The organism is Legionella worsleiensis (genome assembly GCF_001467535.1).
Classification (GTDB): domain Bacteria; phylum Pseudomonadota; class Gammaproteobacteria; order Legionellales; family Legionellaceae; genus Legionella; species Legionella worsleiensis.
This window is the reverse complement of record NZ_LNZC01000012.1, coordinates 40,724-63,252: the sequence shown is the minus strand read 5'-3', so window position 1 is coordinate 63,252 and position 22,529 is coordinate 40,724. Positions and strand designations below refer to the sequence as shown.

Sequence of the window (22,529 nt, the reverse complement as noted above, 5' to 3'; positions counted from 1 at the left end):
TGTTATCAAGAACCCAGGTTGCTAAGGAAAGGGTTTGCGAAAGTAAAGAACAATGCGATACCAACGCCAATCATAGTAACCGCATCCAAAAGACCAGCTACGATAAACATTTTAACCTGCAGCATGGGAACCATTTCTGGTTGACGTGCTGAACCTTCTAAAAACTTACCACCCAATAGACCAAAACCTATTGCCGTGCCCAGTGCGCCCAAACCGATTAACAAGGCTACCGCAATAACGGTCATACTTTGTACTTGTGCTATTAATTCAACAGCTTGCATATTTATCCCCTTTACAATGGATGATGAAAATTAAATTGGTTAATGTTCTTCGTGTGCCAGACTGAGATACACAATAGTCAGGACCATGAAAATAAATGCTTGCAACGTAATTACCAGAATATGGAAAATAGACCAGGCCAGTGCCAGTACAAACTGAGCCAAACCTAGAGTCGTTGTTCCTATCAATGAACTTGATGCTGCATTTAAGGTGAGTAACGCTATCAAAATAAAGATTAATTCGCCAGCATATAAATTTCCAAATAACCGTAGAGCCAGAGAAATGGGTTTGGCGATTAAACCAACCAGTTCCAGCAAAAGGTTAAAAGGAATGAACAGCGGGTGATTAAAAGGCTGCAAGGTTAATTCTTTAATAAACCCTTTAGCACCTTTTATTTTGATACTGTAGAAAATAATTAATAAAAAAACGGAGATAGACAAACCGAAAGTCAGGTTCAGATCGTTTGTCGGCACCACTTTCAAATAATGTATACCCGTCATTTGCGCAATAAAAGGCAATACATCAACAGGGACTATATCCATGAAGTTCATGAGAAACACCCATAAAAATATGGTGAGTGCCAATGGGCCTATTAAATTATTTTTCCCATGGAAGCAGTCTTTAACCTGATTATCTGCAAATTCCAGCATTAATTCAGCAAAGTTCTGCAGTTTTCCAGGAACTCCGGTTGTTACCTTACGTGCACCAAAATACATCAATGCAGCAACAATAATTCCTGAAAACAAGGAGAAAAATAACGTATCGAGGTTCAGCGTCCAAAAACCGCCGTCTGAACCCAACTTCATATCGCTCACGTTGTAAGTGAGGTATGTTAAATGATGCTTGATGTAATTTGTGCTAGATACCATTTCAGTCACTTTCTGGCCTATTCTGTTTATTGACAATTATCCATGGGGCAAACCAATGCGTCATGAGTACCAATATATACGATATAAAAAAAGCTAACGGCGATACTTTAAAAAAGACAAACACCGCTGTGAACAGGAACATGGACAAAATAATCTTGACTGCTTCACCCTTATAAAAGCTGTTTACTATTTGCTTTGCAGCTCGAGCCCCTTCGTACTTGAAGATTTTGCTTGCAAAGTAAGCATTAGGGATGATGCAGACCAGTCCGCCAAGCAATGCTGAACCTGCAGCTTTCATAGTAAAAGCCACGGCACACACGCCAGCGATAACTAAAGTTAATCCAAGCTGCGTTAGCCACAACCGCATTATTTTGCGCTTATTCAGCTTTTTGTTCACATATTCACCTGACGTTCACCGCGCGAATTATAAAACAACCTATTTCAATAATCAACGACCATATTCAAATTTCGAGCTATAATAAACATGTAGGGCTTGGTTTTCATGCAAAACCAGGTAGATTTATTTGAACCTCGCCAAAGGAATACATTATGTCTGAGAAAATGCAACATACCGCTGCCAGTCTGCGTGAAAAGATGATTCATCGTTATAACGACGGATTAGAACACAAACATAATAAATGTCATCTCCTCTATAGACGCCACTGTAAATCTCATCCCGTTCTCCCCAAAACCGATCAAGAGACAGAATCCGATACAAACGGCTCTACAGGGCTTAATCGGGAATTTAATTTAAGAAAAATGCGTAAACGACTGGATAAAGGTCGAATCCATTGATACATTATACGCTATCCTCCCAGGTTAGCCACTTCCTGGCTTGGACGTGCAGCTAATGGCCTGATTGTATCAGGCCATATTTCTTGATGCATTGATAGGTCAATAAACACTTAAACTGCAATGCTTTTTTCTTTGAAACAAACCATTCACTGTCTGACTTAATTTTTGTACGTGTAATACTTCATTATTTTTACCACTCGCTCAACACCCTTGGTATATCGTGCCATTTTAATAACCTTCTCGGCCTGATTGGGCTCCACATCGCCCATAATATAAACCACCCGATCTGACGTTATTATTTTAAACGCATCTGGGGCAATTGAATCATCAGCAAATATTTGACTGCGTATTTTTGTAGTAATCCAACTGTCCGCCACGCTGTTAGATGAAATACGCTTGATCTGAACCTCGTTAAACAGGCGTCTATACTGTTTTACTTGAGTCAAACGTGCGCTCAACTCCTCAAACAACTCATTAGTGGGGACATGGCCTGCTACAAGTACATCGCCGTTAAATACGGCAATATCCAGAACACAAAGAGAGTTATTGAACGTCCTGTCTACCGCCAAAATTCGATTAACCTCAGCCAATAAATTATAGTCACTCAGTTTTTTATAAACGTTATGTCTGTCATAAAGCAAATTAGCACCAGTCCATACCGTACTGATACAACCAGATAAAGTACAGGCAGCAAGCAAAAGCATGAGGATAAAACGTCCGTGTTTTAACATCTTAGCGAATATACTGAAAAATTTTCACGACCTTACGTACACCGTTTATGCGTCGGGCCACGTCAACAGCCAAAGAAGCTTGCTCTGGGGTGACTATTCCCATTAGATAAACGACACCGTTTTCTGTAACGATACGTATTGAACCTGATTCCAGACCTTTTTTGGTTAACATATTGCTTCTAACCTGTCCCGTAATTAGGGAATCTTGCGAGCGTTGAGTTAATGGAATGGGATTATCTACTGTAATCTCATCATAGACTCGCCTTACGCCAGGAGCATTCTGCGCCACTCGTTCTGCAACAACACGCAAGGATGCGGTAGGCGTTTGCCCCACTAATAAGACAACCCGGTTAAAACTGGTCACTAAAATACGTGAATTTCTAAACTGAGGATCGGTAACTATCTCTTTATGGATGACATGAAATAATCGAGCATCTGCTTCTATGGTTGTGACACTTCGTCTATCATAGACCATACCTGCGGCTGCGCCCGCAACAACAGCAACCACACAGCCTGTTAACATAGCAGATACCAATAAAACAGCTATTGATTTTAATCTCGTGTTTATACTCATTTTTTACCCTAAAACTTGACCAAATAAAGACTGATCAATTAAATCACAAAAACAGTGCAATATGAACAAGTGAATCTCTCTTATTCGCACTGCGCTGTCTGAGGGCACACGCAACTCTATATCTTCAGGCCCCAAATGATTTGCTAAAACACCGCCATCCCGTCCACTTAAAGCGATAGTATCCATACCCCGTTCATTTGCTGCATGCAGCGCATGCAGCATGCAATCTGCATTGCCCGAAGTGGTGAGTAATAGCAATACATCCTGTTCCTTTCCTAAGGCGTGTATTTGTCTGGCAAACACCTGACCATAATGATTTTCATTTGCAAATGATCCGACACATGCAGCATCAGAACTTAAATTAATCACGGGTAAAGGCGGTCTTTCTACCTCAAAATGATTCAACATAGAGCTGGTGAAATGCGCACAATTGGCACTTGATCCTCCACTGCCACAGATAAATATTGCTCCATCAGCCAAGAGACAATTAACCAATCGTTGTCCTGCTTTGGCGATAATTTCTGATAAAGCATCAGCAACAGCAATCTTTGTCTCAATATGAACACCGAAAAGGTGTCTTACTCTTTCTTCCAACTGAATCATTTTTTATTAACCTTTTTATTTTCAATAATCGGCATTAAATGCATCTTTTAACCAGGTAATTACCCCTGTATTTCCCTCAATACCGATGACATCAAAGCGTACGGGGGTTTGTTCATATCGTTTATTCTTCAGCAAATAATGCGAGGCCGTTCTTATAATCTTTTGGCGCTTTGCAAACGTAATACTCGCAATTGCATCACCAAATTGTATATTTGAACGAGAACGAACCTCAATAAAAACAAGATAATCACCTTCTTGCATAATCAAATCGATCTCGCCTGAACGACAGTAATAGTTCTGACCTAATAATTTAAGTCCTTGTTTTAGCAAATAGGCCAAAGCCTGTTGTTCGGCACTTCGTCCTCTATTTATGGTGCTCAAATAACTCTACCTTAAATTGTTTAATCTGGCTAAACCGTAGTGCCTAAAGACTGTACCAGTCCTTGTCTGAACTGTCCCCACTCAAGTACACGTGCGACTTGCCCGGAAGGTTGTAAAAATAAAGTACCATTAGCTTCCATAGCACCGTCTGCTGGAAATAAAATTAACTGGTTTAATTGAGTAGCCAGAGCGTAACTGTCCATCCCCAATGCATAAAGTCGGTTATAACTGTTAAATTGCTCTGGCCAGTTTCGTGATCCGGCCTGATGCGAAAAGACCCAGGGAATGTCGCAAAAAACAACACCATCCAAATCTTTATCTTTTAACGCATTTGCGCTCCCGCCATACACAGTTGATGTCGCAAAAACAGGAACATCGCCTGCATAATAGTACTTTAACAAAGGCATAATCTGACGAGCTTTTGTGGGATAAGCCAATAAAAAGATCATATCAAAATCATGCCTGCGGGTGGTTAAAGCGTTCAGGTTAGTTCCCAAGACCTGTTTTAATCGCTTCTCTCTTGCCTGACTTTCAGAAACTTTTAAAAAGTCCTGAATGTTCTTGTTTAGATCATCCTCGGCACCGTATAAAAGGGTGTCGGCTATTTTACCACCATTATTCGTCCATTGCTGGCTAAATGCTTTGGTCACCTCATTCCCCCAATCATTTTTTGGAGCGATAACCAGAGCTTTTCTATATCCTTTACTTTGCGCTTTTAATGCTACCTGAGTGGCCTCATTTGCAGGTGAAAGTCCGAAAAGATAAGAGTTATCCTGCACTGCAGTTGCTGAATCATTCAAAAGTAAAGTAGGTACAGGATGATTTAATGCGGCAACAGCAGCAACTTGACTCTTGGTCAAGGGACCAACAACATAATCCGCTCCTGCATCTATGGCTTTTTGGTACAAAAGAGTGACATCGCCCTTGGCAGTGTCATAAAATTTTATCTGTGTTGTTTCTTCATCATTTCTCGATTTATATGCGGCCATAAAACCGTCATGTACTGCTTTTCCTGGGCCCGACAACGGTCCACTCATAGGAAGTAATAATGCTATATGTTTAGGTTTAGCAATCATTTTATCAGCGATGCGGTTTAAGGGTGATGGTAAAAGGGCATTAGCTGGATGATTGGTAAAATGCGATTGCCACTGAGCCAAAGCATCAAGCAAAGACTTAGGGCTTTCTCGATATTGACCAGCAATAACCGCTAATTGCAACCAACCTTGCAATTCAGATTTATCAACGGCTTCAGCAACCATAGTGCTTAATTGGGTCTGAGGTATGTTGATTAAAGTTAACCAGAGAGTTCTTAGGTTGTTTGTTTGCAAATCGGTACCGCTGAGCAAGGTTTCAAGTGTTATACGCTCTTGCACTGATTCAATTAAATGTCCGGTTAAACGATAAGATTGAGCCCGTAATTCATGATATTGAATTTGATTATAAGAAGAGAGTGTTTGGGATTGATTGATTTTTGCCAATTGCGTTAAAGCAGCTTCAGGTTTGTCACGAATCACATCTATTTTAGCTAATAAGACATTTTTTTCATTAAGTTGTTCCTCAGTTAATTCATCGGATTGTGCTAAAATAGCCAAGCCTTTCCGCCACTGGCCTTCGGAAATCATTCGTCCGGCTGCTGCAAGGAGAAGATCGTTTTTTTTGTGACCCTCTTCTTTTTTTGCTAATGCAAGATAGGTTGCGGTAGGCATGCTGTAAGGATTAACCACTTTTTTTTGAACTGTCGCTACAGGTTCAGTTGAGTTTACGGTTTTGGTACAATGACAAATTAAAAAACTTGCAGCCAGTACTAATACAATACGAACATCCGATAATTTAAGAAACATGTTACTTCACCAAATACGCACTAACCGAAGAGGATAAACTATGACAAACTCTCTAGCAACAGGCATAGGAACTCTCTATATAGTTGCGACCCCCATTGGAAACCGGGAAGACATCAGTTTAAGAGCGCTCACCATTTTAAAAACAGTAGACCTGATTCTGGCAGAAGATACTCGACATTCAATGCAACTGCTCACCTCCTTGGGAATAAAAAACAAACTAAGCTCGCTGCATGCACATAATGAAAGTGAAAAAAGTAAACTCATCATAGAACAACTACTGAATGGACAATCTATAGCATTAATTAGCGATGCGGGTACCCCATTAATTAGCGACCCAGGTTATCCCTTGGTTAAAAGTGCTCGCCAAAACGCCATTCCAGTGATACCTGTTCCGGGAGCTAGCGCCTTGATTACGGCGTTAAGTGCAGCTGGAGTATCTTGCGACTCTTTTATCTTTTTAGGTTTTCTGCCTGCAAAACATAGTGCTCGAACAAGCAAACTGGAATCATTAAAATCAGAACCGCATACTCTTGTTTTTTACGAATCAACGCACCGAATTCTCGACTGTATTGACGATATAGCACTTACTTTCGGCTCTGAATGCGAGCTGGTTTTAGCAAAGGAACTTACTAAAACGTTTGAACGGTTTATCTCCGGCACAACAACCGAAATCAAACAATGGTTATTAGCTGACCCCGGGCATACCAAGGGTGAGTTTGTTTTGATTATTCCGCCTCGACCCATTGTAGAAAATCATCATGCATACGAGGAACTACTTGCAGTATTATTACACGAAGTCCCTCTTAAACAGGCTGTATCTATAACTTGTAAACTCACTAAAGCCACTAAAAATGAAGTCTATGAAGCTGCTTTAAAAATGAAAAATACTTAAACACCCAAAGTACTTTATCGCTCAATTTTTTTTAAGCCAAAGTGGCCTAAATCCTGTTTGACTAATCGCCTCGTCTTGATTTTTTTATTGATGCCATAGAATTTGCAGCAGCCTTTCAATAAACTGTTCCTGGTTTATTTCACATAATAAGGATATTTTATGAAATATAATGTCACAATTCATGGTGTTATTGCGTCCTGTTTTTTCTTGCCTTCATCCTATGCAACTCAGTTGGGACATGTCACCATTGCTGATCCTGTTTTGGGAAGCCGCACGGTGATTTATGAACAAATTAATGAGTTTGCAGTTGTTGAGGGAGACATACTCATTGGGAAAGTGAGCCATTTAAATAATCAAGGCGCTATAATCACTCCCAAAGCAGGTGGCACTCGCTGGCCTAATGGAATTATTCCCTATGAGATTGATGAAGAGTTACCTTTCAGGAATAAATTAGCCATTTATCAAGCCATAGATCACTGGCAAAGAAATACCCATCTGGAATTTTTGGAGTTAACTTCAAAAAACCGATACAACCATAAAGATTATATTTCATTTATTCATGCCGAGGGCACAACCTGTTCTTCTTACGTCGGTAAAAAAGGGGGGAAACAGGAAATTAATCTTGCACCTCGATGCACAACGATGAACACAGTTCACGAAATAGGCCATGCTTTAGGCTTATGGCATGAGCAGTCACGGTCAGACAGAAGCTCTTATGTACGTATCCTATGGGAGAATATAGAAGATGAGCACAAACACAATTTTGCACAACAGTTAACCGATGGCAAAGATTTTGGTGAATATGATTACCAATCCATTATGCACTATGGTACCTATGCGTTTTCCAAGAATGGCGAGAAAACAATAATACCCTTAACTGATGGAGTTGAAATAGGGCAGCGATCTCGTTTAAGCGAAAAGGATATCGCTGCCATTAAATCCATGTATCCAGAAGTTTAGCCAGTAGCAGGAAGAACAGCAGGGCGCTCTTCTGTTTCTTCGTAATGGTCTAATGACAATTGTTGCGCTGCTTTTGTTTGTCTTTGTTGGTCGTAGGCATGGTACAATTCATAGCTCAAATACATGGCCGTCAAGACAATGGCGGCAGGCCAACAGATGGCGAATGTGGTTATTAAAACTGTAGGCATAACCGTATTTTTAACCATGGTAAAGATAAAATCATTACGAGCCGTTTCAAATTCTTTATAAGCAACTGCAAGTTGATTGTCTGTCAATTGAGCCTGTTCCAGATAAAGTTTTTTCTCTTTATAATTCGAATAGGCATTAGTTGACAGATACATTGCTACGGCTACTGTACACACAAAAAAAGAAGCGAGAACTAACACAGAAGAACTGGCTAGAATTGCTACGCTAAATCCTGACATCAACACAGCCGCAGCTGTTGCTACAAAATGAAATGTTGCTTCTTTGGTTTTCCAGCTTAATTCAAGTTCAATTAACTGTTGATGCAGCATCTCAATGTGCAACTGACGTTGTTCAGCAGAAAGATTTTTAAACAGAGCCGGATTGTTATAATCTGCAATTTCCAGAAGGTATTGGGATTTTTTAGTACTGTATTCTTGCTCTGCTAACTTACAACGATACAGGGCCAAGCACACGTCAAAGCTTAGAAATACAGCGGTCAGGTATCCGGCAACCGGCGCAGAAATATTAAAGAGATGATTAAAGTTGCTAAGACAGTTCACCGTAGCCCAAACCACGTCATTAGCAAAATTACAATGTCGCTTGTATAACTCATGTTTGAAGCGCTCAAAAGGTGTTGTAACTTCAGGAACATGATTTGTTTGCTGGGTAATGAAGGTATGTATTTCATCAGCTGTCAGGAGGATGGTTTGGTTGTATTCTAGCTGATGAAGTAAATCTGTTTTTAATTGCTCCTGATCCAGATGCTCAAGCAGAAGGGGCTTCCCTGTTTTAGGAATATAATACAACACTGCTTCTGCGTTATCGTATTCCCGGACCAGAATATAACTGTTTCGGTAAGCGTCTATACTGGCAGCTCCGGGCAAATTGTTGAGCAGCGACACATCACATCCTTTTTTTTCGCCTTCTTCCAGTTCTGATGGAAAAAAGGTATGTTTAATCAGCATACCACCATCTATCATCAGCCTGATGATAAAAAATCCGACGCTAAAGTAATTAATCACACCTATAGGGGCTTTGAATACAGAAATGATCTTATCTACATCAGTATGAGTGCCTAAAATAACATCTAATTTATCAATAAGATGCATGTCTTTAGCCAATGTCAAACCTTGAGTTAACGTCAAACGACAAAACGCCCAATAGATTCGACACAAATTAGCATAGCCAACATAATCACGAATTTGCGCTACATGAAAAGGAGAGTTAACTAAACGGTGAAAACCGCCAAGAAAAGAATTCATGAGAGAATCAATAAAGGGCGCATCAGATTCTTTTGGTTTGGTTTTATTGTGTAAACGATCTTTTATCAGGATCTTAATCTGAGCATATTCTTCCATTTGATCAGGTTGTGAATAAGCACTATGAAAAGCTTCCAGAAGGCACGCACAATAATAACAATACAACCAAAAAATCTCATTATTTTTGTTACGTTGTTTTTGCAAGATCCGAAACATTTCACTAAATTCAGTTTCAAGCAGTTGTTTGTTTTTCAAAAGAAAGGTATAGCCAACAGTATCAGCATGATGCGCTACAGCGTCAATTTTAGTAATCAGTTGGTCAGAAGAAGAAAAAGCGGCAAAGAATAGATGTTTATCCCTTCGAAACGCTGCATTTTGACTCGAATACACCATGATTATAACTCGCAAAAAATATATACAGTAAGTTTTATTTATAGTAACTTACCATTTGATATTCCGTTTGACAAGTTAGTTTTGTATTTAATTTCTTCACATTGTTTTAAGATAAGGACTCTGTACGTAGGCGTTTTTTTTCAAGTGCACAGAAAGAGTTGAATTGCGGTGAATTCAATTGAGCAAGTTACACGTTCATAGAGCGACAGGTCTTTATTTACCAATACAAAAGCTGGAAAAAATCCGTCCCAACAAATCATCAGAGGTAAACTCACCCGTGATTTCACCCAGAACACGATGGGCAAGGCGTAAATCTTCTGCTAACAACTCGCCTGCTTGATGTTCATTCAATTGTTTTTGGCCAGTAAGTAACAGATTAAGGGCTTCGTCCAGTGCCTGAAGATGACGACGTCTCGCTAAAAACTGACCTTCATTAGGCTGATAGCCAACGAGTTGTTTGATCAGTACCTTAAGACCATCAATACCATCCCCTGATTTGGCTGATAGATAAACGGTATGGTGTTCTGTTTTAGGGGAAAGATGATGAAGATCGATTTTATTAAATACGGTAATAACCGGAATGTTATCAGGTAAAACCTGTTGTATTTCCTGGAGAAGATGTTTTTGTTGCTCAGGATCATTCACATCAACTACCAATAACACACAATCGGCTTGTTTTAACTCCAGCCAAGCTCTTCTAATTCCTTCTTGTTCAACCACATCATCACTGTCACGTAATCCTGCGGTATCGATTATGTGCAAGGGAATATCATCCAGCAACACGTGTTCCCGCATAACATCTCGAGTGGTGCCAGCTACCTCAGTTACTATCGCAACATCACGGCCAGCAAGATAATTGATTAATGTTGACTTACCGGCGTTGGGTCTGCCAGCAATAACCAAAGAAAGTCCTTCACGAAGAATAACGCCCTGATTTGCTTGTGTTCGCAGCAGCTTAAGTTCATCCAACAAAGACTGCAGCAAAGAAGACACCTTGCCATCATTTAAAAAATCAATTTCCTCTTCAGGAAAATCAATAGCTGCCTCAACGTATAAGCGCAAGTAAATGAGCTGTTCATTTAACTGGTGGATTTTTGCAGAAAAATCACCTTGTAAGGAACGCAACGCCAAACGTGCTGCTGTTTGTGAGCTTGAATTGATGAGATCGGCTATCGCTTCCGCCTGTGTCAGATCGATTTTGTCATTAAGAAACGCTCGTTCTGAAAATTCGCCAGGTCTGGCAAGCCGGGCTCCTAATTGCACGCATTCTTTTAACAGCATATCCATTACAACAGGAGAGCCATGACCATGAATTTCGACAACATCCTCGCCAGTAAATGAATGAGGAGATTTAAAAAAAATCATCAGTCCCTGATCTATTAGTTCCTTGTCTGCAGTATAGAAGGAACAGTAGGTTGCCAACCTGGGACTAAGGGCTTTATTGGAATTAAGCGTTGTGGCAATCAGGTAGGCTTTACTACCGGATAAGCGGATTATACCTACCCCACCTCTTCCTGGTGGGGTAGCTATGGCTACAACAGTATCTTCTGCCATTTATTTCGCTGCAGCTGCCAGTTTTTTTACTGGTTTATCTTCTGAATATTTGCGGGTTATGTACCACTGTTGCAGAATAGACAGCGTATTATTCACTATCCAGTACAATACCAAACCGGAAGGAAAACTCCAGAACAGACTGGTAAATAATACAGGCAGGAACATCATTACTTTAGCTTGCATGGGATCAGGTGGCGCTGGATTTAATTTTTGCTGAACGAACATGGTCGCACCCATAATCAGGGGCAAAACATGATAAGGATCAGCAGAGGCTAAATCATTAATCCATAAGATAAAAGGAGCTTGTCTTAACTCTACACTTTCTAACAAGACCCAATACAAGGCGATAAATACTGGAATTTGAATGATGATGGGTAAACAACCGCCTAAAGGATTTACTTTTTCCTGGCGATAAAGCTCCATAGTTGCCTGGCTGATTTTCGCTTTATCATCGCCATAGCGCTCACGTAACGCCTGTAACTTAGGCTGTAATTTACGCATACCGGCCATAGACTTGTAACTGGTTGCTGAAAGCCTGTAAAAAGCCAATTTTATCAGCACAGTAACCAGAACAATAGACCAACCCCAATTGCCAACAACGTTATAAATGGCTTTCATCAAGGAAAACAGTAATGATGAAACAAACCAAAGAATGCCGTAATCGACGGTTAAATCCAAAGACGGAGCTATGGCTTTTAGATCACTGGTAATTTCCGGGCCTATATAAAGCCTGGAACCAATAACTTTTTGTTCATCGGGTTTAATAGAAATAGGCTGGCTGACCGCACCTATGGTGTAATCACCATTAATTGCACGGGTGTAAAATTTATTTTCGCTTGAACTGGCAGGGATCCAGGCAGTTAAAAAATAATGTTGCTGCATGGCTATCCATCCACCCTTGGCATCAACATCAAGATTGGTTTTGCTCATATCACTAAAACCGACCTTTTGAAAACGATGTGTCCCTGGATTTGAGTAGGAAGCGCCAGTGTAGGAACCAACATGGAAAATACTTGATTTATCTTCTTGAGGTGAGCTACGCAGCAATTGAGTATTCAGATAGCCCTTCCAATCACGAGATCCTTTGTTGACTATTTTATAGTTAACGTCGATCAAATAACTGCCTTTGGTAAAAATAAACTCTTTGGTAACAGCAAGCCCGTCTTCATTAGTACCATCAAGGGAGACAGTCAATTGTTCCTGGCCTGGTTTTAACTGATATTCATTTTGTTTTGCTGTAAACGCAAAGTTAAGCGATTGAACGGAGTTGTCTTTTGCGACAAAGATACTGCTGTTTGCTACATAACGATCCTGAGATTGATTTTGTAACAAAGGAAAGGGCTTATTTTTATCCTCAACGCTTAAGGGATAATCAAGAAGGAAACCTTTGACTACGTCACCATGTTTCAGATCTATGGCCACATCTAAAACGTCAGTTTTAACCTGGATCAGTTGGTCAGAATTTTGAACGTTATATTCTGTTTGCGGATTATGTGCTGGATTTAGAGGGAGTTGTTCTGATTGTCCTGGTGTAACCTCGGGCAACAAATGACCGTCAGTATTTACCTGGCTGGTTAGAGGGGCAGCAACCGGTGCAGTCACCGGATAATCTGCTTGCCAGGCATTCCAAAGTGATAAACCAACCAGCGCTAGCGCCATATATAAAACTATACGTCTAATATCCATTAAAGCTTCTCATCGTTAGGGAGTACCGGATCATAACCGCCGGGAGACCAGGGATGGCAGCGGAGTATACGCTTCAATCCCATCCATATACCTTTGGTTACGCCAAGTTGTTTGATTGCACTCTCAGTATACTGTGAACAACTAGGATAATAGCGACAGCACGGTTTAATCAATGGGGCAATCAAAAATTGGTATAATTTAATTGGAATGCATACTATTTGTCGTAGTATGACTTTAGTTTTTCCCATGTTTTGCTCAATTGGCTGTTTATACCTGAGTTTGTTTGTCGTGCCACGCCATGTTTGGCTAGAAAGATCATGTCCACTGCGGGCAGTTTCTGTGTTCTGAAACCTTCCCGCAGAAGGCGTTTTATTCGGTTTCTGTCGTGAGCTTTGGCTATCATTTTTTTTGATAATGCTAAACCCAACCGAGCATGACCGAGATTATTATTCCTGTACAGCACTACAAATTCGGTAGTTACAATTTTTTTTGCCTGTTCAAACACATGGTCATAATCTTTTTTTGTCAACAGTCTCTGTGTTTTGTTAAATGCAAACACTTATGCTGACAAACGCTTACGTCCTTTGGCACGACGACGTTTAATAACTAAACGACCGGCACGAGTTGCCATACGCTCACGAAAACCATGATCGCGTTTGCGTTTTAAATTACTGGGTTGAAAGGTGCGTTTCATGATGAACCTGTATATAAATTTATGAGGTTGGCAATGATAGATAACTTTCTTGCTACTGTCAAATTGCAATGATGTTTAATTTTTGACGCTTTTAAAATTTGGGGCACCTCACTAATAATTATATAATTCTTAAATTATTTATTTTTTTATTACTCTTAGCGTGAAAAATGCTGTTAGTAATTTATATAAAATCATAAATATCAATAAGTTAGTCTGATTTTAACCTGTTTAAAACTACGGTATCACCTTGTTTTAAAATGTGTATAAAACGCCTCTCATTTATCCTCACCCGTCTTATACACGGTTTTGGCATGCCTTTACATGGTTCTTATACACATCTTTATTCGTGTGATTAAAAATTAAAGACCCGTAAGAGCCATTTTTTTCGCTTTTATTTTTGTTGGGGGGGAATTTTTTAAAATATAGAGGAGCCTCAATTTTGATTTTTTATTAAGTCATTCACTTTTAAGCGAGGCAATAATTATTATAAATTTATATAGATCAAAATCTTGTATTTATTATTAGTGTTTATCTTACTTGTTAATAAGGTTAAAAAAACTAATGAAATCATTGTGTTATTCTATTTCTAAAGATGTTGGTAAGTTTGCTTTTTAGTTGTGTCTATAATGTTTGCTGTTCTCTTTTTTTCACTAACCTAGTTTTTTTATTCAACTTATCCCTAGTTTTAAACGCTACTTATCCATAGCTTTAATCCCTTGTCTTTCTGATGAATTATTCGTGCTAAACGGATCTTGGCTGTATTTTTTTTGGCTCCCTTTTTTCTCTTTAGAGGTTTTATTGGTTTTTTTTTGTGGATAACTTTGCCTTTTTTCCAATGCTGGGTATAATCTCATCTCTAAAACATCGATTGATTAAAACTCAGTTTTCGTTTTATATTTTTTTTACCTTTTGAATCTTTTTATTTAATCTATTTAATTATCTTGCTGTCTAGGCGCTTTCAATGGCAATATTTGTAGCCGTGGATAATTAGTTTTAGCACTTTTTACCGCCCTTATACGATGAGGAGTTATGTTGTGTCTGCAACTGTTTGGCAAAAATGTTTAGGTTTATTGCAAGATGAATATTCTGCTCAGCAATTCAATACCTGGTTGCGTCCATTACAAGCTCATACAGATGAGCAACGTTTTATTTTACTTGCGCCTAATCGCTTTGTTGTTGATTGGGTTAAAAAACATTTTTTTTCTCGTATAGAGGAACTGATCAATCAATTTTGCGGGGATGATATTAAATCCGTTTGTATTGAGATTGGCAGCAAAGCTACCGAATCGGTTGCATCAGTTAGCGACACCAGTGCGTCCCCTACACCTTCTTCGACTAACCCTGTAACCAAACCAGTAGCTAAAAAAGCAGTTGACTATAAAAGTAGCCATTTGAACAAGAAATTTGTTTTTGACAGTTTCGTTGAGGGGAATTCAAACCAGTTGGCACGGGCTGCATCCATGCAAGTTGCTGAACGACCTGGTGATGCGTACAATCCTTTGTTTATCTACGGTGGAGTAGGTTTAGGTAAAACCCATTTGATGCATGCCATAGGCAATAATATTCTTAAAAACAATCCTGAAGCTAAAGTGCTTTATCTGCATTCGGAACGTTTTGTTGCAGACATGGTTAAGGCTCTACAGACAAACTCCATCAACGAGTTCAAACGGTTTTATCGTTCTCTAAACGCTTTGCTTATTGACGACATACAGTTTTTCGCTGGCAAAGACAGATCGCAAGAGGAGTTTTTCCACACATTTAATGCATTACTGGAAGGTCAGCAACAAATAATACTCACCAGTGACCGATATCCTAAAGAAATAGAAGGCATGGAAGAAAGGCTTAAGTCCCGGTTTGGTTGGGGGTTAACCGTAGCAGTTGAACCACCTGAGCTGGAAACTCGAGTGGCCATTTTAATCAGTAAAGCAGAGCAGTCTAATATTGAATTGCCTTACGAAGTGGCCTTTTTTATAGCCAAACGGATTCGCTCCAATGTTCGAGAGCTTGAAGGAGCTCTGCGCCGAGTTATCGCTAATGCGCATTTTACCGGAAAACCCATTACTATTGAGTTTGTGCATGAAGCCTTGCGTGATCTTCTGGCGCTTCAGGATAAACTGGTAACTATTGAAAATATTCAAAAAACAGTAGCTGAGTATTACAAAGTAAAAGTTGCTGATTTGTTATCTAAAAGGCGCAGTCGTTCTATTGCCAGACCAAGACAAATGGCTATGGCCTTAAGTAAGGAATTGACTAACCACAGTTTGCCTGAAATTGGCGATCATTTTGGTGGCCGAGATCATACTACGGTGATCCATGCGTGCAGAAAAGTTAAGGAATTGGTTCAGGATGATAGCGATTTTACTGAAGATTATAAAAATTTAATGCGTATATTATCTTCATGACAAGGGGTTCATCGTGTTTGAGTTGGCTATAAAAAAAGAAGATCTTATCGCTCCGTTACTTACTGTTGCAGGCGCTGTTGATAAAAAGCAATCATTAGCCATTTTAGCTAATGTATTGCTTAAATTAGCCGATGGCCGATTGCATCTTACGGCAACTGATTTAGAAATTGAAATTTCTGCTCATGTGTCTTGTGAGTCTAATCAAAGCTCAGGAAGTATTACTGTTCCTGCAAAAAAATTTATTGACATTATCAAGTCGCTTGATGAAAACACGAGTCCTAATATTCTATTTGACCAGGGTATTGTGACTATCAAACAAGGGCGTAGTTCTTTTAAATTGACTACCTTGCCTGCTGAGAATTATCCATTAAGCGAAGATGAGTGTAATGAAGTTGAGTTATCAATTCCTCGTCTGGTTTTATTGCAATTGTTGCAATCAACTCATTTTGCCATGTCACAGCAAGATGTACGTGTGTTTCTTAACGGTCTTTTTTTGGAGTTTGAGCCGCATCAAATTTCTGCGGTTGCTACTGATGGACACAGAATGGCTATTAGTCGTTATGCTTGCTCTAATGAAAGTCAATATAAACTTTTATTACCCAAGAAAGGGGTGCAAGAATTATTACGCCTTTTAAATTGCATTAATGATGAGCAGGTTTTGCTCGCTGCGGGTAAATCACATTTCAAACTGATCAGCAGTCAATTTAGTTTTATGTCCAAACTGATTGATGCACGATTTCCTCCTTATAACAAGGCTATTCCCAGAGAACAAGACAAACAGATCATTATTGATTGCGCCATGCTTAAACGATCTTTGGCACGAATTGTTATTTTAGCGCATGAAAAATCAAAAGCCGTTTTACTGCATTTACAACCTGAACAATTAACGTTGATTGCGAATAATAACGAACAAGAAGAAGCTGTTGAATCCTTGGTTGCTGAAACCCAAGGTGATGAGTTAAAAATCGGTTTAAATGCAACTTATTTGCTTGATGTTTTAAATCATTTTGGTGATGGTAAAATACGAATGTCCATGTCTAACACAGACAGTAGCATTTTAATTGAATCTCTGCAGAATGATAATTATCAATACATCATTATGCCTATGAAAATATGATTTTATCCGAGTTAAGAATACACCATTTACGCAATATTACCGAAGCAACTCTTTTTTTTAATCCGCATTTTAATTTTATATACGGCCCTAACGGAAGTGGAAAAACCTCTATTCTCGAAGCTCTGTATTTATTAAGTTGCGGTCACTCTTTCAAAACAAGAGAAATTGCGCCTATTGTTACCCTTGGCCAGTCTAACTTAACTGTTTTTTCCCGCTTTACCGACAATTCAACTATCAGTATTCAAAAGTCAGCTGGGCAACCAACACAAATTAAGATAAATAATCAATTATGTTACACCACCAGCCAATTGGCTTATGCAGTTCCTTGCCAAATTTTTTATGCAGATATTTTTCAAATTATCGATGCCGGCCCAGGAGTCAGGAGAAGCGTCCTTGATTGGGGATTGTTTCACGTGAAACAAAACTATCTCTCACTATGGAAAGATTACAAACGTATAATCAAGCATAGAAACGCATTACTTAAGAAACACGCAGCATATCAGGAATTTATTCCATGGGATAAACAGTTGGATCTTATTGCGACACAAATGGATAATCTGCGTTCGGAATATTTTGTTCAATGGAGGGATAGTTTTTATCATACCTTGGAAAAACTCACATCAACCACATGTACACTTGAGTATTACAAAGGTTGGGATAAAAAAAACGCAAATAAATCTCTATTTGAGGTGTTGGCAGAACATTTCAATAGTGATTTACAAAGACAATTTACCCAGTTTGGACCACACCAGGCCGATATTATTATCTCTAGTGATGAAACTAAGGCAAAACACATTCTCTCTCGTGGCCAACAAAAAATTATTTTGATCGCTTTAAAATTAGCTCAGGGATCACTACTAAAGGGTGATTGTTTGTATCTTTTTGATGATCTGCCTGCGGAGCTTGATGCAAAGCATCAAAGATCTTTATTTGACTATTTGAATTCAAGTAAGGGTCAATTTATTTTTACATGTATCAGCGAAGCAGAATTCGTCAACTGCATTCCATACCTCAATCATTCTTCGTTTAGTATGAATTCTGGCTCTGTTCTTTGATTTTATTATTTACTTCATGCTTTCTTAAATAAAGCACATGCATTTAAAAAGCTATTTCGTTCAAAAACTCGCTGCGAATTTAATGTTTCACGTGGAACATGTTTTGTATGCATGCTCAAAACCAAAGCGTTTCAATTTGAAGAAATGCACCTCACCACCTTAACCTCATGGACAAGTACTTGATTTGCTGACTGATACCTTACTTCAATCGTATGGCCAAGTGAGCCGCAAGTGAACATGTCACTCTACTGGATATTGGTTGGAAATTAGGTCTGAACGATACAAAGAAGAGTAATGGGAGAGAACTGTTATTCTGAATTTCTCCAGGCTTTTTACTTTTTACAATGATAGATTTTTTTCATAAAAAAAAAGAGCAAGGGTAAGGACACCCTAAATATTGGGTATAGACACTTATTCATTGAGTGCATTTTTGGGTAGGGAGATATTAGACAGCAACATATAAACTCAATCTAAAAGATGGTATAATCGGAAGATTCGTAATACCACAATTCGGCAAAGAGGGTTCCTGATGAGCGTTGATGCCAGTTATGATTCAAATAATATTAAAGTTCTAAAAGGTTTGGACGCAGTACGAAAAAGACCGGGTATGTATATAGGTGATACCGATGATGGTACAGGCCTTCATCATATGGTTTTTGAAGTCGTTGATAATTCTATAGATGAGGCGCTTGCAGGACATTGCAAGGAAATATTCGTAACCATTCACACAGATGAATCCATTACGGTTAAAGATGATGGCCGTGGTATTCCCGTAGATATTCATAAAGAAGAGGGACGATCTGCTGCCGAAGTGATTCTTACTATATTACATGCTGGTGGAAAGTTTGACGATAATTCGTATAAAGTTTCTGGTGGTTTGCATGGGGTAGGGGTATCTGTTGTTAATGCTTTATCAGAAGAGCTGCATTTACTGGTGCGCAGACACGGTAAAATTCACGAGCAACATTACAGGCACGGTGTTCCTGATGCACCCATAGCTGAAACCGGTGATTCTTCAACTACTGGAACACAAATCTGGTTTAAGCCAAGTGCTGAAACCTTTAGCAATATAGAGTTTCATTACGATATTTTGGCAAAACGATTAAGAGAATTATCTTATTTGAACTCGGGAGTGTGCATTCACTTGTTTGATGAGCGTACTCAAAGACAAGATACCTTTCATTATGAAGGGGGGATTAAAGCATTCGTTGAGCATTTGAACAAAAACAAAACCCCTATTTTTCCAGCAGTATTTTCTATGACTGCAGAAAAAGATGGAATTGTGGTTGAGCTGTCTATGCAATGGAATGATTCTTACCAGGAAACGCTTTTTTGTTTTACTAATAATATTCCTCAGCGTGACGGCGGTACGCATATGGCTGGTTTTAGAGCCGCACTAACTCGTACCTTGAATAATTACATTGAGAATGAAGGATACGCTAAAAAGGCAAAGGTATCACCTACTGGTGATGATGCTCGTGAGGGATTAACTGCCGTATTATCTGTTAAGGTTCCTGATCCAAAGTTCTCATCACAAACCAAAGACAAGCTGGTTTCCTCAGAGGTTAAATCAGCAGTAGAATCAAGTGTGGCAGAGCGATTTAATGATTTTCTTCTTGAAAATCCTGCTGCTGCCAAAGCGATAGTAGGCAAAATAATTGATGCGGCTCGAGCCAGAGAAGCAGCTCGTCGAGCTCGGGAAATGACTCGAAGAAAGGGTGCGCTTGATATTGCTGGCTTGCCAGGTAAATTAGCAGACTGTCAAGAAAAAGACCCGGCATTATCAGAATTGTATCTCGTTGAGGGTGACTCTGCGGGTGGCTCAGCAAAACAAGGCCGAGATCGAAAATTTCAGGCAATACTTCCTTTGAAAGGTAAAATTTTAAATGTGGAAAAAGCACGTTTTGATAAAATGCTTGCGTCTCAGGAAGTCGCTACTTTAATTACTGCGCTGGGCTGCGGAATTGGTCCTGATGAGTACGATCCTGATAAAGTTCGTTATCACCGCATTATTATTATGACTGATGCTGACGTTGATGGTTCCCATATTCGAACCCTTTTACTTACCTTCTTTTACAGACAAACCAGAGAATTGTTGGAAAGAGGGTATATTTATATTGCTCAGCCTCCTTTATACAAAGTTAAAAGAGGAAAACAAGAGCAATATGTAAAAGATGATGAGGCTTTATTTGATTATTTAACCCAAAGTGCTTTGGATGGGGCTGCGTTTTATCCTTCTAAAGATGCTCCTGCGATTACAGCCCAGGCTCTGGAAGAGTTGGTGCAGCAGTTCAGGCGAGTTGAGAAAATAATTAAGCGTTATAAACGCAGATATCCTGCTGATATTTTAAAACGTGTTGCTTATCTACCTGTGTTACAAAATGAAGATTTTAACCATCATGATAAGATAAGCCAGTGGTGCAATCAGTTGCATCATAGCTTGCAACAAGTGGATAGCAAAACAGAACAGTATTCAGTCGCTGTCCATACCCTGGATGAGACCAATCAGTATATTCCGCAAATTACGATAACCCAGCATGGAATGGATCATTATGTACCGATGAATGCTGAATTTTTCTATTCCAAAGATTACAAGGAAATGGTCAACTTAGGCGCTCGATTAGGTAGTCTTATTGATGAAGGCTCTTACATCAAACGAGCAGATAAAACATTGCCAGTTGAGCATTTTGAACAAGCCTTGAACTGGTTGATGGAGGAAGCAAAAAGAGGACAAACCATTCAGCGTTATAAGGGACTTGGAGAAATGAACCCAGAGCAACTTTGGGAAACGACCATGGATCCTGAAGTCAGACGTATGTTACAGGTGAGTATTGAAGATGCTGTTGCAGCAGACGAGATATTTACCACATTGATGGGTGACAATGTTGAGCCTCGTAGAGACTTTATCGAGTCTAATGCTCTTGATGCTGAAAATATTGATATTTAGTCCCGGATTCGGTTGAAAAGAATTGTTTGCTTTTCAACCGAAAAAAACTATTCTGGGTTACATCAGTTAATAATCAGAATTTTTTGATAGACTTGTTTGGCTCTTCAACAATCAACATATCCGTCAAGATGAACATTATTTAAATTACTTAATTTTACTTTCTTGTATTTTGGACAGTAATGAAAATTATCAATGCCATGTTCTCCAAAGTGAATGGAGGAGTTGAACAGGTTTTTTTAAATTATACAGAGGTCTTGCACTCTTTTGGTCATGAAATTATCCCTGTTATTCACCCTTGGTCACAAATAAAAAAATCCTGCACTGGAACACAGGTTCAAACACTATTCAGTTATGGGCGAAATGACTTCCTGGCAGTGTATCGTTTACGTCAGCTCATCTCGAGAATAAAGCCATCCTGCATTATTACCCATACGAAAAGAGCGGCGCTATTGTTTGATAAAACCAAAACCAGGGTACCTAAAATAGCCGTTTGTCATACTATAGAATCTTATCCAGAATTATTAAATGCGTCAGATGCGATAATTGCCATCACAGAGACTATGTATCAGGAAATCATGTCTTATGGGGAACCGGAAAAAAAAATATATACTGTCCCCAATATGGTCAGTGTTCCTAATAATCTGATTTATAGAGAACCCCAGTCATCAGCCGTACCGACCATAGGCGCTAGTGCCAGGTTTTCAGAACTCAAGGGACTGGATGTCTTTATTGATGCTTTGGCTTTATTAAAACAAAAAGGTATTTTATTTAAAGCAAAAATCGCTGGCGATGGGAAACAAAAAAAACAATACCTCAAAATGCTGCGTGATCGTGGTTTACAAAACGATGTAACTTTGCTGGGTTGGATAGAAGACAAACAGAAATTTTATAACAGTCTGGATATATTCTGTCATCCCTCGTTAAAAGAGTCATTTGGTTTGGTTGTTGTTGAAAGTATGATGTATTCCCTACCTATGGTACTGACGCAAATATCGGGTCCCATGGAAATAGTGGGTGATACTGAGTGCGCTATTATGGTACCTCCTGCAGATCCAGTGAGTTTGGCTCAGGGATTGGAGCGGTTAATAGAGGATAATAATCTGGCTAAAAAGCTGGCTTATAACGGATTTCTACGTGCTGATTACTATTCGAGTGATAAGGTTGGCCCTTTATTAAATAAAGTGATGGAAGAGTTATGTGCGGCTGGAGTAAATGAATAGAGATTTGCCTTGATGTCCTGTGCGAATTAAAGTGCCGCATCCTTGCGGCGAAGTACGTCCGTTGTACTGGTCCCTTGAGTTGACATCCTGT

23 protein-coding genes are annotated in these 22,529 nt (G+C 39.2%); 8 read left to right on the top strand and 15 right to left on the bottom strand.

Annotated features, from left to right (window positions below):
• Positions 1–5: 5 nt before the first annotated feature.
• Genes atpE through Lwor_RS06115 form a run of 3 tightly spaced genes read right to left on the bottom strand, consistent with a single transcriptional unit; the run spans position 6 to position 1,545 of the window.
• Positions 6–281: a F0F1 ATP synthase subunit C gene (atpE, locus tag Lwor_RS06125; protein ID WP_028382916.1), complete on the bottom strand. Its 276-nt coding sequence runs from the start codon at positions 279–281 to the stop codon at positions 6–8.
• Between the two features lie 39 nt (positions 282–320).
• Positions 321–1,148 carry a F0F1 ATP synthase subunit A gene (gene atpB / locus Lwor_RS06120; RefSeq protein WP_058493023.1) on the bottom strand — a complete coding sequence of 276 codons (828 nt, stop codon included), beginning with the start codon at positions 1,146–1,148 and terminating at the stop codon, positions 321–323.
• Position 1,149: 1 nt separating this feature from the next.
• Positions 1,150–1,545 (bottom strand): F0F1 ATP synthase subunit I, encoded by a 396-nt coding sequence (locus tag Lwor_RS06115; protein ID WP_058493022.1) that lies wholly within the window; start codon positions 1,543–1,545, stop codon positions 1,150–1,152.
• A gap of 152 nt (positions 1,546–1,697) precedes the next feature.
• Between Lwor_RS06115 and Lwor_RS06110 the strand changes: the two genes are divergently transcribed.
• On the top strand, positions 1,698–1,943 hold the full coding sequence (locus Lwor_RS06110; protein ID WP_058493021.1) for a hypothetical protein: 246 nt from the start codon (positions 1,698–1,700) through the stop codon (positions 1,941–1,943).
• A gap of 158 nt (positions 1,944–2,101) precedes the next feature.
• Here Lwor_RS06110 and Lwor_RS06105 read toward each other — a convergent pair whose 3' ends face one another.
• Genes Lwor_RS06105 through Lwor_RS06085 form a run of 5 tightly spaced genes read right to left on the bottom strand, consistent with a single transcriptional unit; the run spans position 2,102 to position 6,073 of the window.
• The gene (locus tag Lwor_RS06105) at positions 2,102–2,674 is read right to left on the bottom strand and encodes a BON domain-containing protein (protein ID WP_058493020.1); all 573 of its coding nucleotides are present in this window, start codon (positions 2,672–2,674) and stop codon (positions 2,102–2,104) included.
• A gap of 1 nt (position 2,675) precedes the next feature.
• On the bottom strand, positions 2,676–3,248 hold the full coding sequence (locus tag Lwor_RS06100) for a BON domain-containing protein (protein WP_083501581.1): 573 nt from the start codon (positions 3,246–3,248) through the stop codon (positions 2,676–2,678).
• A 3-nt stretch (positions 3,249–3,251) separates the two neighbouring features.
• Positions 3,252–3,851 (bottom strand): D-sedoheptulose-7-phosphate isomerase, encoded by a 600-nt coding sequence (locus tag Lwor_RS06095; protein WP_058493019.1) that lies wholly within the window; start codon positions 3,849–3,851, stop codon positions 3,252–3,254.
• Positions 3,852–3,872: 21 nt separating this feature from the next.
• Positions 3,873–4,232, bottom strand: a complete 360-nt coding sequence (locus Lwor_RS06090) for a YraN family protein (protein ID WP_058493018.1) — start codon at positions 4,230–4,232, stop codon at positions 3,873–3,875.
• Positions 4,233–4,261: 29 nt separating this feature from the next.
• Entirely contained in the window at positions 4,262–6,073 is a 1,812-nt protein-coding gene (locus Lwor_RS06085; RefSeq protein WP_058493017.1) for a penicillin-binding protein activator, read from the bottom strand.
• 40 nt (positions 6,074–6,113) lie between these two features.
• Between Lwor_RS06085 and rsmI the strand changes: the two genes are divergently transcribed.
• Both rsmI and legP read left to right on the top strand, forming a co-directional pair.
• Positions 6,114–6,965, top strand: coding sequence for a 16S rRNA (cytidine(1402)-2'-O)-methyltransferase (gene rsmI / locus Lwor_RS06080; protein ID WP_058493016.1), 852 nt, complete (start codon positions 6,114–6,116; stop codon positions 6,963–6,965).
• Positions 6,966–7,124: 159 nt separating this feature from the next.
• Complete coding sequence (legP, locus tag Lwor_RS06075) at positions 7,125–7,925, top strand: Dot/Icm T4SS effector Zinc-dependent metalloprotease LegP (protein WP_058493015.1); 801 nt, start codon at positions 7,125–7,127, stop codon at positions 7,923–7,925.
• Here the strand turns inward: legP and Lwor_RS06070 are convergent.
• The 7 genes from Lwor_RS06070 to Lwor_RS13735 all read right to left on the bottom strand — a co-directional run bounded on the left by Lwor_RS06070 (position 7,922) and on the right by Lwor_RS13735 (position 14,551).
• A complete protein-coding gene (locus Lwor_RS06070; protein WP_058493014.1) occupies positions 7,922–9,763 on the bottom strand; it encodes a hypothetical protein in 1,842 nt (613 codons plus the stop codon). The genes legP and Lwor_RS06070 overlap by 4 nt on opposite strands.
• Before the next feature lie 213 nt (positions 9,764–9,976).
• Positions 9,977–11,317, bottom strand: coding sequence for a tRNA uridine-5-carboxymethylaminomethyl(34) synthesis GTPase MnmE (mnmE, locus tag Lwor_RS06065; protein ID WP_058493013.1), 1,341 nt, complete (start codon positions 11,315–11,317; stop codon positions 9,977–9,979).
• On the bottom strand, positions 11,318–13,003 hold the full coding sequence (gene yidC / locus Lwor_RS06060) for a membrane protein insertase YidC (RefSeq protein WP_058493012.1): 1,686 nt from the start codon (positions 13,001–13,003) through the stop codon (positions 11,318–11,320).
• On the bottom strand, positions 13,003–13,251 hold the full coding sequence (yidD, locus tag Lwor_RS13460; RefSeq protein WP_083501580.1) for a membrane protein insertion efficiency factor YidD: 249 nt from the start codon (positions 13,249–13,251) through the stop codon (positions 13,003–13,005). Before yidD ends, yidC begins: the two co-directional genes overlap by 1 nt.
• The gene (rnpA, locus tag Lwor_RS06055; RefSeq protein ID WP_058493011.1) at positions 13,218–13,562 is read right to left on the bottom strand and encodes a ribonuclease P protein component; all 345 of its coding nucleotides are present in this window, start codon (positions 13,560–13,562) and stop codon (positions 13,218–13,220) included. The genes yidD and rnpA overlap by 34 nt, the downstream gene beginning before the upstream one ends.
• Entirely contained in the window at positions 13,563–13,697 is a 135-nt protein-coding gene (gene rpmH, locus Lwor_RS06050) for a 50S ribosomal protein L34 (RefSeq protein ID WP_006869475.1), read from the bottom strand. It abuts the gene before it with no gap.
• A gap of 692 nt (positions 13,698–14,389) precedes the next feature.
• A complete protein-coding gene (locus Lwor_RS13735; protein WP_157063132.1) occupies positions 14,390–14,551 on the bottom strand; it encodes a hypothetical protein in 162 nt (53 codons plus the stop codon).
• 180 nt (positions 14,552–14,731) lie between these two features.
• On the opposite strand from Lwor_RS13735, the gene dnaA reads away from it, so the two are divergent.
• The 5 genes from dnaA to Lwor_RS06025 all read left to right on the top strand — a co-directional run bounded on the left by dnaA (position 14,732) and on the right by Lwor_RS06025 (position 22,438).
• Positions 14,732–16,099, top strand: coding sequence for a chromosomal replication initiator protein DnaA (gene dnaA / locus Lwor_RS06045; RefSeq protein WP_058493010.1), 1,368 nt, complete (start codon positions 14,732–14,734; stop codon positions 16,097–16,099).
• A gap of 13 nt (positions 16,100–16,112) precedes the next feature.
• Entirely contained in the window at positions 16,113–17,216 is a 1,104-nt protein-coding gene (dnaN, locus tag Lwor_RS06040) for a DNA polymerase III subunit beta (protein ID WP_058493009.1), read from the top strand.
• Entirely contained in the window at positions 17,213–18,271 is a 1,059-nt protein-coding gene (gene recF / locus Lwor_RS06035; protein WP_058493008.1) for a DNA replication/repair protein RecF, read from the top strand. Before dnaN ends, recF begins: the two co-directional genes overlap by 4 nt.
• Before the next feature lie 529 nt (positions 18,272–18,800).
• Positions 18,801–21,218 carry a DNA topoisomerase (ATP-hydrolyzing) subunit B gene (gyrB, locus tag Lwor_RS06030; protein WP_058493007.1) on the top strand — a complete coding sequence of 806 codons (2,418 nt, stop codon included), beginning with the start codon at positions 18,801–18,803 and terminating at the stop codon, positions 21,216–21,218.
• Between the two features lie 179 nt (positions 21,219–21,397).
• Positions 21,398–22,438: a glycosyltransferase family 4 protein gene (locus Lwor_RS06025; protein WP_058493006.1), complete on the top strand. Its 1,041-nt coding sequence runs from the start codon at positions 21,398–21,400 to the stop codon at positions 22,436–22,438.
• The last annotated feature ends 91 nt before the right edge of the window (positions 22,439–22,529 follow it).